This window comes from Agromyces sp. CCNWLW203, from assembly GCF_036576125.1.
Taxonomy (GTDB): domain Bacteria; phylum Actinomycetota; class Actinomycetes; order Actinomycetales; family Microbacteriaceae; genus Agromyces.
This window is the reverse complement of sequence record NZ_JAZHYX010000001.1, coordinates 536083-549902: the sequence shown is the minus strand read 5'-3', so window position 1 is coordinate 549902 and position 13820 is coordinate 536083. Positions and strand designations below refer to the sequence as shown.

Below are 13820 nucleotides of genomic sequence, written 5' to 3'. Positions count from 1 at the left end.
TCCGCCACCGTCGTCACCTCGCATCGGAGCACTCATGACTCTCGTCGACACCCCGGCCACCCTGACCGGAGGACCCTCGCTCGCCCAGGAGCGCCGTCTCGTCACCGCCATCCCCGGTCCGCGCTCGCAGGAGCTCATGGCCCGCAAGGCGGCAGCCGTCGCCGCGGGCGTCGGGCACACCCTGCCCATCTCGGTCGTCGCAGCGGGCGGAGGCGTCATCGTCGACGCCGACGGCAACTCGCTCATCGACCTCGGCTCGGGCATCGCCGTCACCGGCGTCGGCAACTCCGCGCCCCGCGTCGTCGAGGCCGTCACCGCGCAGCTGAACTCCTTCACCCACACGTGCTTCACCGTCTCGCCGTACGAGGGCTACGTCGCCGTCGCCGAGAAGCTCAACGAGCTCACCCCCGGCGAACACGTCAAGCGCACCGCCCTCTTCAACTCGGGCGCCGAGGCCGTCGAGAACGCGGTCAAGATCGCCCGCCACTTCACGAAGAAGCAGGCCGTCGTCGCGTTCGACCACGCGTACCACGGCCGCACGAACCTCACCATGGGCCTCACCGCGAAGAACATCCCGTACAAGAGCGGCTTCGGTCCGTTCGCGTCCGAGGTGTACCGCGCACCGCTCAGCTACCCCTTCCGCGACGGCGGCCTCTCGGGCGCCGAGGCGGCGGCCAAGGCCATCTCCGTCATCGAGAAGCAGGTCGGCGCCGAGAACCTCGCCGCGATCATCATCGAGCCCATCCAGGGCGAGGGCGGCTTCATCGTCCCGGCCCAGGGCTTCCTCTCCGCGCTCGTCGAGTGGGCGGCCGCGAACGACGTGGTCTTCATCGCCGACGAGGTGCAGACCGGATTCGCCCGCACCGGCGCCTGGTTCGCGAGCGAGCACGAGGGCATCGTGCCCGACGTCATCGTCACCGCCAAGGGCATCGCCGGCGGTCTGCCCCTCTCGGCCGTCACCGGCCGCGCCGAGATCATGGACTCCGCCATGGCCGGCGGCCTTGGCGGCACCTACGCGGGTTCGCCCATCGCCTGCGCCGCAGCGCTCGCGACGATCGAGACCTACGAGGCCGACGGCCTCCTCGAGCGCGCCCGCGAGATCGGCTCCGTGCTCATCGGCCGCCTGAACGCACTGCGCACCGCCGACCCCCGCATCGGCGACGTTCGCGGACGCGGCGCCATGGTCGCGATCGAGCTCGTCGACCCCGCCACAGGCGCTCCCGACGCCGCGCTCACGAACGCGGTCGCGAAGTACGCGCACGCCAACGGCGTCGTCGTGCTGACCTGCGGCACCTACGGCAACGTCATCCGCTTCCTGCCCCCGCTCACCATCTCCGACGAACTGCTCATCGACGGCCTCTCGGTCGTCGCGGAAGGACTGAAGAACGCATGACCGACCTCCTCGCGGCGACGACGGCGTCGACCGCAACGACGGATGCCGCGGCATCCGCTGCCCTTCGACAGGCTCAGGGCGCAGGGGCGGCTCAGGGCGCAGCTGCGGCTGACGCCCACATCGCGACCCCGCTCACCGACGCGCGCTCGCAGCTCGCCGAGGCGGTGGGCCTGCTCGGCTACACCGACGGCCTGCACCAGATGCTCGCGACCCCTCGTCGTGAGCTCACGGTCGCCGTGCCGCTGCGCATGGACTCGGGTGAGAGCCGGCTGTACCTCGGCCACCGCGTGCAGCACAACTTCTCACGCGGCCCGGCCAAGGGCGGCCTGCGCTACGCACCGAACGTCAACATCGACGAGGTGCGGGCGCTCGCGATGTGGATGACCTGGAAGTGCGCCCTGCTCGACGTGCCGTACGGCGGCGCGAAGGGCGGCATCGCGATCGACCCCCGCGAGCACTCCAAGGCCGAGCTCGAGCGCGTGACCCGCCGCTACACGAGCGAGATCCTGCCGATCATCGGCCCGGAGCGCGACATCCCCGCGCCCGACATCGGCACCGACGAGCAGACGATGGCCTGGATCATGGACACCTACTCCGTGACCAGCGGCTACACGGTGCCCGGCATCGTGACCGGCAAGCCCATCGCGCTCGGCGGTTCGCAGGGGCGGGCGAGCGCGACCTCGCGTGGGGTGACCCACATCGCGCTCGCCGCGCTCCGCCACCGCGGCATCGAGCCGTCGCGTGCGACCGCTGCGGTGCAGGGCTTCGGCAAGGTCGGTGCGGATGCCGCGCGGTTCCTCTCCGAGGCCGGCGTCACCGTCTCCGGGGTCAGCGACCAGTACGGCGCGGTGTTCAACGCCGCTGGCCTCGACATCGAGGCGCTCTCGGGCCACGTGCGCGCGACCGGTTCGGTCGTCGGCTTCCCCGGCGCCGAGGCGATCGACGGGGCACAGCTCCTCACGCTCGACGTCGACTTGCTCGTGCCGGCCGCCGTCGAGGGCGTGCTGCACGAAGGCAACGCGGCGACGGTTGCGGCAACCGTCATCGTCGAGGGCGCGAACGGCCCGACGACGCCCGGCGCCGACCGCATCCTCCGCGAGAACGGCGTGCTCGTCGTGCCCGACATCCTCGCGAACGCGGGCGGCGTCATCGTCTCGTACTTCGAGTGGGTGCAGGCGAACCAGGCCTACTGGTGGCGCGTCGACGAGGTGGAGTCCAGACTGGAGGAGCGGATGCTCAGTGCGTGGCAGCACGTGCTGGGCTACGCCGAGGCGCGGGGGCTCTCGCTTCGCACCGCCGCGACGGCGCTCGCCGTCGAACGCGTCGCCGAAGCGCACAAGCTGCGCGGGCTCTACCCCTGATCGCGGCATCCGCACCGCTTTCGACACCGTCACCCCGAATCATCGAACGGAAACCACACGCATGACGACCGCAACTCAGGAAGCGACCGTGCTCGACCGCATCAACGGCGGGCTCTTCATCGGCGGCGAATGGGTCGACGCCGAGGGCGGCAAGACCCTCGCCGTGATCGACCCCGCGACCGGTGCGACGATCAAGGAGATCGCCGACGCATCCGTCGCCGATGGCACCAAGGCGCTCGACGCCGCCGTCGCCGCGCAGGACGCATGGGCCGCGACGGCTCCGCGCGAGCGCGGCGAGCTGCTGCGCCGGGCGTTCGACCTGCTGCAGGAGCGCAAGGAGGACTTCGCCCTCCTCATGACGCTCGAGATGGGCAAGCCGCTCGCCGAGGCGCGCGGCGAGGTCGCCTACGGCGGCGAGTTCCTGCGCTGGTTCAGTGAAGAGGCCGTGCGCATCTCGGGCCGCTACGGGCTGAACCCCGAGGGCACCGGCAACATGATCGTGTCGCAGCGTCCGGTCGGCCCGTCGTTCTTCATCACGCCGTGGAACTTCCCGCTCGCGATGGCGACCCGCAAGATCGCGCCCGCGCTCGCCGCAGGCTGCACCGTCGTCATCAAGCCGCCGGCACTCACGCCGCTCACGACCCTCGCCTTCGCGGCGCTCCTCGAAGAGGTGGGCCTGCCGGCCGGCGTCGTCAACGTCATCGCGACGTCGACCTCGTCGAAGGTCTCCGGCCCGATCATCGCCGACCCGCGGCTGCGGAAGCTCAGCTTCACGGGCTCGACCGAGGTCGGTCGCAGCCTCATGAAGGAGGCGGCACAGGGCATCCTCCGCACGTCGATGGAACTCGGCGGCAACGCGCCGTTCGTCATCTTCGAGGACGCCGACCTCGACAAGGCCGTCGACGGCGCGATGCTCGCCAAGTTCCGCAACATCGGGCAGGCCTGCACCGCCGCCAACCGCTTCATCGTGCACGAGTCGATCGCCCACGAGTTCGGCAAGCGCGTCGCCGAGCGCGTGCAGGCCATGCGCGTCGGCCGCGGCACCGAAGACGGCATCGCCATCGGCCCGCTGATCGACGCGAAGGCGGTCGCCTCGACCGACGAGCTCGTCAGCGACGCCGTGGCCAAGGGCGCCACGGTGCTCGCCGGCGGCACCGTGATCGAGGGCGAGGGCACCTTCTACGCCCCGACCGTGCTCGGCTCGGTCTCGGCCGACGCCCGGCTGCTCCGCGAGGAGATCTTCGGCCCGGTGCTCGGCATCACGACCTTCTCGACCGAAGACGAGGCAGTGAGCCTCGCCAACAACACCGAGTACGGCCTCGTCTCCTACGTCTTCACGCAGGACCTCGCGCGCGGTCACCGCATGATCAACCGCCTCGCCACGGGAATGATGGGCCTGAACACCGGCCTCGTCTCGAACGCGGCAGCCCCGTTCGGCGGCATCAAGCAGTCGGGCATCGGCCGCGAGGGCGGGCTCGAAGGCATCCACGAGTACCTCGACACGAAGTACACGCTCATCCCCGTGAGCTGACACCACCCGAGCGGATGCCGCAGCTCGCGCCGCGGCATCCGCTTGCCCAGGTCTCGATACGGCCCCTGGGGGCCTACTCGACCAGCAGGACAATCGAAGGAAGTATGCACATCATGGAACGCATCGACTGCGACGTCGTCATCGTCGGCGCCGGGGCCTCGGGCCTCACCGCCGCCACCAAGCTGAAGGCCGCCGGCAAGTCCGTCGTCGTGCTCGAAGCACGCGACCGCATCGGCGGCCGCCTCTGGACCGACGACATCGACGGCGCGATGCTCGAGATCGGCGGGCAGTGGGTCTCTCCCGACCAGGACGCCCTCATCGAGACGCTCGCCGAACTCGGTCTCGACACCTACGAGCGTTTCCGCGAGGGCGAGAACGTCTACATCGCCGAGAACGGCGAGCGCCGGCTCTTCGAGGGTGACATCTTCCCCGTGCCCGCCAAGACCGAAGGCGAGATCGTCGGCCTCATCGAGAAGCTCGATGCGCTCGTCGCCGAGATCGACCCCGACGCCCCGTGGGCCCACCCGCGCGCCAAGGAGCTCGACGAGGTCTCGTTCGCCGAGTGGCTCGGCACTCAGACCGACGACGAAGAGGCCAAGCTCAACATCGGCATGTTCATCGCGGGCGCCATGCTGACGAAGCCCGCGCACGCGTTCTCGGCGCTGCAGGCACTGCTCATGGCGGCATCCGCCGGTTCGTTCTCGAACCTCGTCGACGCCGACTTCATCCTCGACAAGCGCGTCGTCGGCGGCCTCCAGCAGGTGCCGCTGCTCCTTGCGGAGCGCCTCGGCGACGCCGTGCGCACCGGTCAGGCCGTGCGCACCATCCGCTGGACGCCGGATGCCCCCGCTGCCGGCGTCGTCGCGGTCACCGACTCGCTCGAGGTGCACGCGAAGCACGTCGTGCTCGCGCTGCCGCCGATCCTCATCAGCCGCATCTCGTACGAGCCGCCGCTGCCCCGCCGCCAGCACCAGATGCACCAGCACCTCTCGATGGGCTTCGTCATCAAGGTGCACGCCGTCTACGAGACGCCGTTCTGGCGCGACCTCGGGCTCTCGGGCACCGCGTTCAGCCCCTACGAACTCGTGCACGAGGCCTACGACAACACGAACCACGACGACCCCCGCGGCACGCTCGTCGGCTTCGTCTCCGACGAGGAGGCCGACGGCGTCTTCAGCGTCTCCGCCGAGGAGCGCAAGGCCCGGATCCTCGAGTCGCTGTCGCACTACTACGGCCCCGAGGCCCTGAACCCGGTCGTGTACTACGAGAGCGACTGGGGCTCGGAGGAGTGGACCCGCGGCGCGTACGCGGCGAGCTTCGACATGGGCGGGCTCGCTCGCTACGGCGCGGACCTCCGCCCTCCCGTCGGTCCCATCCACTTCTCCTGCTCCGACATGGCGGGCAAGGGCTACCAGCACGTCGACGGCGCGATCCGCGTCGGCCGCGAGGTCGCCGACGAGATCCTCGGCGCGAGCTGATGGTCACCCGCATCGTCGTCGGCTACACGGCGAACGAATCCGGCGCCGACGCGCTCGCTCTCGGCGGGCGACTCGCGGCCGCCAGCGAGGCGCTCCTCGAAGTCGTGATGGTGCTCCCGATCGAGGCCCGCGGCGCCGTCGTTCCCCCCGACACGGGGTACGAACGCCACCTGAAGGAGCGCTCGCGGGGCTGGCTGGCCGAGGCATCCGCTCGCCTGGGAGACGGAGTCGAGCAGGCGCTGCACATCCGCTACGCCGAGTCGTTCGCCGAGGGCCTCGTGGCCGCGGCGCACGAGTTCGACGCCTCGCTCATCGTCGTCGGCGCGGCGCGCGGCGGCCTGCTGGGCCGCTCCCGCATCGGGTCCGTGGCCAACGACCTGCTGCACGCGTCCGACGTGCCCGTGGCGCTCGCACCCGCGGGCTCCCGCGAGGTCCCGGTCTCGCTCGGTGTGACCCGCATCACGGGGGCGGTCGGCACGCGCTCCGGGGCGGGGTCGGTGCTCGACATCTCCGTGCGCCTCGCCCGCCTCATGCACGCGCCGCTCCGGCTCGTGTCGCTCGTCTCGATCGACCTCCCGGCCGGCATGGACGAGGAGCTCGCCTCGCTTGCGAGCACCGCCCACGCCGACGACGTGCTCGAGGCGGCGCGACGCGCGCTGCCCGCCGGAACGACGGCCACCGCGGTCGTCGCCGCCGGTGACACGATCGAGCAGGCGGTCAGCGGGCTCGAGTGGCACGCGGGCGAGGTCGTGCTCGTGGGGTCCAGCCGCCTCGCAACCCCCAGCCGCCTCTTCCTTGGCTCGACGGCATCGAAGATGCTCCGCGAGCTGCCGGTGCCGATGATCGTCGTGCCGCGCTCCACCTCCTGAAGGAACATGCAATGACGCAGCAAGAACCCACCCAGCAGCATGCTCCGCTGACCACGGCGAGCGCCGCCATCGACGGCAAGGAGGGCGGCCTCTCCAAGAAGGGTCTCTCCGCTGGTTCGGTCGGCCTCATCGGCGCGATCGTCATCGGCATCTCGTGCATCGCACCCGCGTACACCCTGACGGCCGCCCTCGGCCCGACGGTGTCGGAGGTCGGCGTGCAGGTGCCCGCGATCATCCTCGTCGGCTTCATCCCGATGCTGCTCGTCGCCCTCGGCTACCGCGAGCTCAATCGCCGCATGCCCGATTCGGGCACCTCGTTCACCTGGGCGACGCGCGCCTTCGGCCCGTGGATCGGCTGGATGGCCGGCTGGGGGCTTGTCGCTGCAACGATCCTCGTGCTCTCGAATCTCGCGGGCATTGCGGTCGACTTCCTGTACCTCCTGATCTCGCAGGTCACGGGCAACCCCGACATCGCGTCGCTCGCCGCCAACCCGCTCATCAACGTCGTGACGTGCCTGCTCTTCATGCTCGGCGCGACGTGGATCTCGTACCGCGACATGCAGACCACGCAGAAGCTGCAGTACTGGCTCGTGGGCTTCCAAGTGCTCGTGCTCATCGTGTTCTCGGTGGCGGCGCTCGTCGAGGTCGCGAACGGCAACGCCTTCGACGCCACGCCGATCGAGTGGTCGTGGTTCAACCCGTTCGCCGTCGGCTCGTTCTCGGCGGTCGTCGCCGGCCTCTCACTCTCGATCTTCATCTTCTGGGGCTGGGACGTGACACTCACGATGAACGAGGAGACGCGCGGCTCGGAGAAGACACCCGGCAGGGCCGCGACGATCACGGTCGTCGCGATCGTGGTGCTCTACCTGCTCATCGCCGTGTCGCTCATCGCCTATGCGGGCGTGGGCACAGGGGAGTACGGCCTTGGCAACCCCGACATCCAGGACAACGTGTTCTTCCACCTCGCCGGCCCCATCCTCGGCCCGCTCGCGGTGCTCGTCTCGCTCGCCGTACTCACGAGCTCGGCGTCGAGCCTGCAGTCGACGTTCGTCGGGCCCGCGCGCACCCTGCTCGCCATGGGGCACTACGGCGCATTGCCTGAGAAGTTCGCCCGGGTCTCCCCGCGGTTCTTCACGCCGGGGTATGCGACGATCGTCTCCGCGGTCGTGGCATCGGTGTTCTACGCCGTCATGCGCTTCGTGAGCGAGAACGTCTTGTGGGACACGATCACGGCCCTCGGCATGATGATCTGCTTCTACTACGGCATCACGGCGTTCGCGTGCGTGTGGTTCTTCCGCAAGGTGTGGTTCGTCTCTGTGCGGAACGCCTTCCTCACGCTGTTCGCGCCGCTCATCGGCGGAGTCATCCTCGCAGTGCTGTTCGTGACGACGCTCGTCGACAGCATGGACCCGTCGTACGGCAGCGGCTCGAACGTCGCCGGCGTCGGCCTCGTCTTCATCCTCGGCATGGTCGTGCTGCTCGGCGGCGTAGTCGTCATGCTGTGGCAGTGGCGCAAGCGCCCGGCCTTCTTCCGCGGCGAGACGCTGTCTCGCGCGGTCGCAGAGGACTGAGCCGAGGTTCAGTACCGACGAGGCCGCCCCCTGCGACACCAGGGGGCGGCCTCGTTTCGTCGTGCGCCGGCACGTCGGCAACGACTTCGAACAATCTCGCGCGTCAACGCAACGAATCACCCGATGCCGGACATTCCTGTAGAGCATGCCGACGAAGGGACGACCCCATGAACGTGCACCAGCGCATCGACCCCGCCGACCTCGAGCTGCCGCCGACGCAGCCGCTCGACATCACGGCCTATCTGCCCGACCCGCTCGACGAGGCATCGGCGTAGCGAGGGTGACGCAAGTGAGCGGATGCCACTTTCCCCCGGGCATCCCGTATCGATACGGTAACCGTGGACGCCCCGACCGCGGGCGCCGGAATGGGGAACCCGAATGGCTGCTCTCGACGACATCGTCGCCAACCTCCCGATCGGCGACATCGCCGCCAAGCTCGGCGTCGACGAGGCGACCGCGAAGCAGGCCGTCGACGACGCATTGCCCGCGCTGCTTGCGGGCCTCGGCGCGAACGCCGCCGACCCCGCCGGTGCCGCGTCGCTCGAGAAGGCCGTCGCGAAGCACGACCCGAAGCTCATCGAGGGCGGGGTAAACCTCGCCGACGTCGACGAGGAGGACGGCAAGAAGATCGTGAAGAACGTCTTCGGCGACAACACCGACAAGGTCGTCACGGCGCTCGACAAGAAGGAGGGCGGAGCGGGCGACCTCATCGGCAAGCTGCTGCCGATCCTCGCGCCGATCGTGCTGAGCTTCCTCGCCGCGCAGTTCACCAAGAAGCAGGCCGAACCCGCTGCAGCATCGAACGAGTCGAGCGGCGGCGGCATCGGCGACCTGCTCGGCGGGCTCCTGGGCGGAGGCTCCGGGTCGTCGGGCACCGGCGGGGGCGGTGGCATCGACCTCGGCGGACTCGTGGGCGGCCTCCTCGGCGGCGGCTCGGGCTCGGGCTCGGGCGGTGGCCTCGGCGACCTGCTCGGCGGGCTCCTCGGCGGCGGCAAGCGCTGACGCTTCCCGTGGGTTGAGGAGGCGCGCCGGCGCCGTCTCGAAACCGCGCTCAGGGGTGGGCTTCGAGACACTCGCTGCGCTCGCTCCTCAACCCACGAGGTCTCGCACCCCCGCATAGACTGGCGGGGTGCCAGTGAACCCCGAGCTCCAGGGACGGACCCTCCCGCCCACCGAGCCCTACCTCGTCGGTCGTGAGAAGGTGCGCGAGTTCGCCCGCGCCGTGTTCGCGACGAACCCCATCAACCTCGACCCCGAGGCCGCGCGTGCGGCGGGCTACGCCGATGTCGTCGCGCCCCCGACGTTCCCGATCGTCGTGCAGGAGCGGACGCTCGCACAGCTTCTCGCCGAGCCCGATGCGGGCATCGACTTCTCGCGCGTCGTGCACGGCGACCAGCGCTTCAGCTACACGCGCCCGGTGGTCGCCGGCGACCTGCTGACCGCGACGCTCACGGTCTCGAGTGTGAAGACGCTCGGCGCCCACTCGATCGTCGTCGCCGAGTCCGTCATCGTCGATGCCGAAGGCGCCCACGTGGTCACCGCCGTGTCGCAGCTCGTCGTGCGAGGAGAAGACTGATGGCCGCCCCCGACTTCGCATCCCTCACCGTCGGCGACATCGTCGCCGAGCGGTCGTACCCGCTGACCCGCGACTCGCTCGTGCGGTACGCCGGTGCCTCGGGCGACTTCAACCCGATCCATTACCGCGACGACGTCGCCGCCGAGGTCGGCCTGCCGGGCGTGCTCGCCCACGGCATGCTCACCATGGGACTCGCCGTGCAGCCCGTCGTCGACTGGGCCGGCGACCCCGGCCGCATCGCCGACTACCAGGTTCGCTTCACCCGCCCCGTCGTGGTCGACCCGCAGAGCGGAGCGACCGTCACCGTCGCCGCGAAGGTCGGCCAGCTCGACGAGGCCGCGACGGTCGCCCGCATCGATCTCACGGTCAAGCTCGGCGACGACACGGTGCTCGGCAAGGCGCAAGTCCGCGTCGCACTGGGCTGACATGAGCGGCGACATCCGTTTCGCAGATCTCACGACGCTGCAGGTCGGCGGGCCGATCGGCCGACTGGTGACGGCGACGACGCAGCGCGACCTCGTCGACCTCGCGACCGAGACCTGGGCGACGGATGACGCGTGGCTCGTGCTCGGCGGCGGCTCGAACCTGCTCGTGGGCGATGAGGGGTTCGAGGGCACCGTGATCCGGGTCGCGACCCGCGGCATCGAGGTGCTGCCCTCCGGGCCGGGGTCTCGAGACGGCGCTGGCGCGTCTCTTCGACCAACGGTGGAAGACGGCGCCGTTCGCCTGCGCGTGCAGGCCGGCGAGTCGTGGGACGACCTCGTGGCATGGACCGTCGAGCACGGGTACTCGGGCATCGAGGCGCTCTCGGGCATTCCCGGCTCGGTCGGCGCCGCGCCAGTGCAGAACATCGGCGCGTACGGACAGGAGCTCGCCTCGACGCTCGTCGCGATCGAGTTCCTCGACGAGGGCGCCGACGCACCGCGCCGCATGACGGCCGCCGAACTCGAGCTCGGCTACCGCACCTCGGTGCTGAAGCAGGGACTCGCCGGCATCGTCGTGACCGTCGAACTCGAGCTGCACGACACCGCCGCCGAACGAGCGGTGCTGGGCGAGGCGCTCGGGCAGCCGATCGCCTACGGGCAGCTCGCCGACGCGCTGCACGTGCAGCAGGGCGACCGGGTTGCGATCGCCGCAGTACGCGAGAGCGTGCTCGCGCTCCGCGCTTCGAAGGGCATGGTGCTCGACCCGGCCGACGCCGATTCGGTGAGCGCGGGTTCGTTCTTCACGAACCCGATCGTGGGGGAGCACGTGGCCCGAACCCTCCCGGCGACGGCGCCTCGCTGGTACGTCGAGCCCGAGGTGCCCGACGAGATCACCCCGCTCGGATCGCTCGCCTCGATGTCGGCGTCGCCGCTCGATGCCTTCCTCGCGCACCAGGCGGAGATCGAGGAGTTCGGCGACGACGTCGCCGTGGCCGAGCGGGTCGAGGCCGAATCACTCGTGAAGCTCTCGGCGGCCTGGCTGATCGAGCACTCGGGCATCCGTCGCGGCTTCGCACTGCCCGGCTCGCGTGCGGCCATCTCGTCGAAGCACACGCTGGCCCTGACGAACCGCGGCGGCGCAACGGCCGAAGAGGTCGCGACGCTCGCACGGTTCGTGCAGGGACGCGTGCAGGCCGAGTTCGGCATCGTGCTGCGACCAGAGCCCGTGCTCATCGGCGTCGAGCTCTGACGGACGGTCCCGCCCGGCCGGCTCCTCCGCCGCCCATGAAGTGACGCGAATCGACCTTCGCTCGTTGCGGAAGGTCGATTCGCGGCACATGGGCGGGATGTGCGCGTGAGCGTCAGCTTCGGGCGCGCTCCGCACGGCGGATGAGTCCGACGATGCCGAAGAGGGCGAGCACGACGCCCACGATGATGACGGCCACGAGGGTCGCGGTGAGCGGACTCAGCGTCACCAGCCAGTCGCCGACGAGGTCGCGTCGCGCGGAATCGACGAGGACCCAGAGGGTCGTCGCGGCCGTGGCGCCGAAGAGCAGCGCCCAGACGAGGGCGCCCCAGCGCACGGTCGGTCGTGCCGGTGAAACGGGCGACACGGATGACACCGGTGACGCCAGCGGTACGGGCGGCACGGGGGGCAGCGGCGGCTCCGGAGTCGCGGACGCGCCAGGAGTAGCCGGGAGGTCGCTCGCAGCGGGAGGCGTCAGCGCCGTACGAGTACCAGCATCAGCACCGGGAGTGCCAGGGCCGGCGAGGATCGCGGTGATCGCGTCATCCGGATCGGTCGAGGACTTCGAGGCGTCGTTCGGGTTCGTGGTCATGGTCATTCCCCTTCGCGGATCTCGATGTGCACCATGCCGGAGCCCTGCTCGAGCACGATCTTCGCGTCGACGGGCTCGTCGCCCGCCCGGTACTCGCGCACGCCGCCCTCGCCGCCGAGCAGGAGCGCCCCGCGATCGAGTCCGCCGATCTGCGGCACGGAGCTCGACGAGTAGTCGGGTGACCAGACGACGATCTCGATCTCACCGGCTTCGCTCGCGTCGAGCACGAGCTCGGTGTCGGGCTCGACCGTGATCCACGTGTTGCCGGTGCCCTGCTGCAGCTCGACGACGGGCGCCACGTCGCGCCACCACTGATTGGAGTGGATGAACGCGTCGCCGAACGGCTGCACGAGCCGCTGCGAGCGGTCGAGCGAGACGCTGTACCCCGGGGGCACGAGTGTGCCCTGCGGCGTGAGCGATGCGACGAACACGGCCACCGTCATCGCGATCGCGGAGAGCATCGTCATGAAGGCGAGGCCGCCACTGCGTCGGCGCCGGAGCGCCGCGACGATCATGCCGATCGAGAGCAGGAGGGTCGCGACCGCGATGGCGATCGGGATCGCGAACCCGGCGATGCTCGGCGACGCGAGCGCCCAGATCGCTGCGATCGCACCGGCGATGAGCGCGAGGCCGAGCACGGTGAACACGAACGCGGCGCTCGCCCTCGGCCGGCTCGCACGACGTGCGGCGCGGGCAGCGTCGGCCTGGGCCGTGAGCTCGCGGGCCTTCGCCTTGTTCTCGGCGGCGGCCTGTGCCCGGGCGGCACGTTCGGCCTGATCCTGGCCCGACTTCCACTCGGCGTGCGAGACGCGCCACGCCTCGTGCTGGGCGCGCCACTCGGCGATCGCCGCGGCGTCGGCGCCCTCAGCGGGCACGGGTGGTTCGGTGGTCGGCACCGTCGAGCCGGCCGCGGGTGCGGCGGCAGGGGCGGTGCCCGCAGGTGCGGTGGCCGCAGCATCCGCTGCTGCGAAGGCGACCGTCGAGGGGGACCCCGGAGCGGCGGCGGTGGCCGCGGAAGCCATTCGCGCGCCGCCGCCGCTCGGGGAGTTTCGGGAGGCCCGCTGCGCGAGCCAGACGACGAGGGCGATGACGCCGCCGACGAGGATGAGCACCCACAGCACGCGAAGCGGCACGCCGAGGTCGAAGCCGAAGATCGGGTCGTGGAGCGACGGCCATTCGGGCCACCAGCGCCAGCCGAGCCATCCGCCCTGCACGAGCGGGATGAACCCGATGACGCCCATGACCGCGATGCCGACGATCGCCGGGTCGACGATGCCGCGGGTCAGCCGCTCGAAGTGGATCTCGCCCTCGGCGTCGGGCAGCAGCACCCACGCGATCGCGTAGAGCAGCACGAACGGCGCGCCGAGCAGCGCGACGACGACGACGATGCCACGCACGATGAGCGGGTCGATGCCGAGCCGGGCGGCGACGCCGGCGCAGACGCCGCCGAGCCAGCCGGCGCGTCGCGGCACGCCGAGGTTGCGGAGCCAGGCGTAGAGGCCGGCGCCGGTTCCAGCGCTGGTGCCCGGCGCGGCATCCGGCCGATCGCCGGGTCCTGCCGCGCCGGGCTCACCGGAGGATGGAGGCGATCCCGCCGCCCCGTGGGCGTTCGGGCCGGACGCCGCGGAGTCCCCCTTCACGTCGTCCTGCACTGGGTCCGCCTCGGGGGCGGTCGGGTTCGTCTCCATGCTTCGATGCTGGCAGGGTGGGCGGTTGCCCCGCCATGGGGTGAATCCCTGATTCGACCCTGAGCCGGGTGCCCGGGCCGGGGCGATCGC

The 13820-nt window shown here is 70.8% G+C and carries 12 protein-coding genes; 10 read left to right on the top strand and 2 right to left on the bottom strand.

The genetic code is table 11. The features are described 5' to 3' along the window. Positions 1 to 34: 34 nt before the first annotated feature. The 10 genes from gabT (at position 35) to VPH61_RS02440 (ending at position 11453) form a co-directional block, all read left to right on the top strand. Positions 35 to 1393: a 4-aminobutyrate--2-oxoglutarate transaminase gene (gabT, locus tag VPH61_RS02485; protein ID WP_332061938.1), complete on the top strand. Its 1359-nt coding sequence runs from the start codon at positions 35 to 37 to the stop codon at positions 1391 to 1393. Beyond that, positions 1390 to 2754: a Glu/Leu/Phe/Val family dehydrogenase gene (locus tag VPH61_RS02480; RefSeq protein WP_332061937.1), complete on the top strand. Its 1365-nt coding sequence runs from the start codon at positions 1390 to 1392 to the stop codon at positions 2752 to 2754. The genes gabT and VPH61_RS02480 overlap by 4 nt, the downstream gene beginning before the upstream one ends. A gap of 61 nt (positions 2755 to 2815) precedes the next feature. Further along, positions 2816 to 4285, top strand: a complete 1470-nt coding sequence (locus VPH61_RS02475) for an NAD-dependent succinate-semialdehyde dehydrogenase (protein ID WP_332061936.1) — start codon at positions 2816 to 2818, stop codon at positions 4283 to 4285. Positions 4286 to 4398: 113 nt separating this feature from the next. Beyond that, positions 4399 to 5763 (top strand): flavin monoamine oxidase family protein, encoded by a 1365-nt coding sequence (locus tag VPH61_RS02470; RefSeq protein ID WP_332061935.1) that lies wholly within the window; start codon positions 4399 to 4401, stop codon positions 5761 to 5763. Further along, the gene (locus tag VPH61_RS02465; RefSeq protein ID WP_332061934.1) at positions 5763 to 6632 is read left to right on the top strand and encodes a universal stress protein; all 870 of its coding nucleotides are present in this window, start codon (positions 5763 to 5765) and stop codon (positions 6630 to 6632) included. Before VPH61_RS02470 ends, VPH61_RS02465 begins: the two co-directional genes overlap by 1 nt. An 11-nt stretch (positions 6633 to 6643) precedes the next feature. Next, entirely contained in the window at positions 6644 to 8203 is a 1560-nt protein-coding gene (locus tag VPH61_RS02460; RefSeq protein WP_332061933.1) for an APC family permease, read from the top strand. Positions 8204 to 8581: 378 nt separating this feature from the next. Continuing rightward, complete coding sequence (locus tag VPH61_RS02455) at positions 8582 to 9205, top strand: DUF937 domain-containing protein (RefSeq protein ID WP_332061932.1); 624 nt, start codon at positions 8582 to 8584, stop codon at positions 9203 to 9205. A 127-nt stretch (positions 9206 to 9332) separates the two neighbouring features. Continuing rightward, a complete protein-coding gene (locus tag VPH61_RS02450) occupies positions 9333 to 9779 on the top strand; it encodes a MaoC family dehydratase N-terminal domain-containing protein (protein ID WP_332061931.1) in 447 nt (148 codons plus the stop codon). Beyond that, a complete protein-coding gene (locus VPH61_RS02445; RefSeq protein ID WP_332061930.1) occupies positions 9779 to 10204 on the top strand; it encodes a MaoC family dehydratase in 426 nt (141 codons plus the stop codon). The genes VPH61_RS02450 and VPH61_RS02445 overlap by 1 nt, the downstream gene beginning before the upstream one ends. A 1-nt stretch (position 10205) precedes the next feature. After that, entirely contained in the window at positions 10206 to 11453 is a 1248-nt protein-coding gene (locus VPH61_RS02440; protein ID WP_332061929.1) for a UDP-N-acetylmuramate dehydrogenase, read from the top strand. 112 nt (positions 11454 to 11565) lie between these two features. Here the strand turns inward: VPH61_RS02440 and VPH61_RS02435 are convergent, their stop codons facing one another. Both VPH61_RS02435 and VPH61_RS02430 read right to left on the bottom strand, forming a co-directional pair. Continuing rightward, complete coding sequence (locus tag VPH61_RS02435; protein WP_332061928.1) at positions 11566 to 12042, bottom strand: hypothetical protein; 477 nt, start codon at positions 12040 to 12042, stop codon at positions 11566 to 11568. Positions 12043 to 12044: 2 nt separating this feature from the next. Continuing rightward, positions 12045 to 13730: a PspC domain-containing protein gene (locus VPH61_RS02430; protein ID WP_332061927.1), complete on the bottom strand. Its 1686-nt coding sequence runs from the start codon at positions 13728 to 13730 to the stop codon at positions 12045 to 12047. Between the last annotated feature and the right edge of the window lie 90 nt (positions 13731 to 13820).

Bases quoted from the DNA above. Each gene is read 5' to 3' on its own strand.
- gabT (WP_332061938.1), top strand. From the start codon at position 35: ATGACTCTCGTCGACACCCCGGCCACCCTGACCGGAGGACCCTCGCTC.
- VPH61_RS02480 (WP_332061937.1), top strand. From the start codon at position 1,390: ATGACCGACCTCCTCGCGGCGACGACGGCGTCGACCGCAACGACGGAT.
- VPH61_RS02475 (WP_332061936.1), top strand. From the start codon at position 2,816: ATGACGACCGCAACTCAGGAAGCGACCGTGCTCGACCGCATCAACGGC.
- VPH61_RS02470 (WP_332061935.1), top strand. From the start codon at position 4,399: ATGGAACGCATCGACTGCGACGTCGTCATCGTCGGCGCCGGGGCCTCG.
- VPH61_RS02465 (WP_332061934.1), top strand. From the start codon at position 5,763: ATGGTCACCCGCATCGTCGTCGGCTACACGGCGAACGAATCCGGCGCC.
- VPH61_RS02460 (WP_332061933.1), top strand. From the start codon at position 6,644: ATGACGCAGCAAGAACCCACCCAGCAGCATGCTCCGCTGACCACGGCG.
- VPH61_RS02455 (WP_332061932.1), top strand. From the start codon at position 8,582: ATGGCTGCTCTCGACGACATCGTCGCCAACCTCCCGATCGGCGACATC.
- VPH61_RS02445 (WP_332061930.1), top strand. From the start codon at position 9,779: ATGGCCGCCCCCGACTTCGCATCCCTCACCGTCGGCGACATCGTCGCC.
- VPH61_RS02440 (WP_332061929.1), top strand. From the start codon at position 10,206: ATGAGCGGCGACATCCGTTTCGCAGATCTCACGACGCTGCAGGTCGGC.
- VPH61_RS02435 (WP_332061928.1), bottom strand. From the start codon at position 12,042: ATGACCACGAACCCGAACGACGCCTCGAAGTCCTCGACCGATCCGGAT.
- VPH61_RS02430 (WP_332061927.1), bottom strand. From the start codon at position 13,730: ATGGAGACGAACCCGACCGCCCCCGAGGCGGACCCAGTGCAGGACGAC.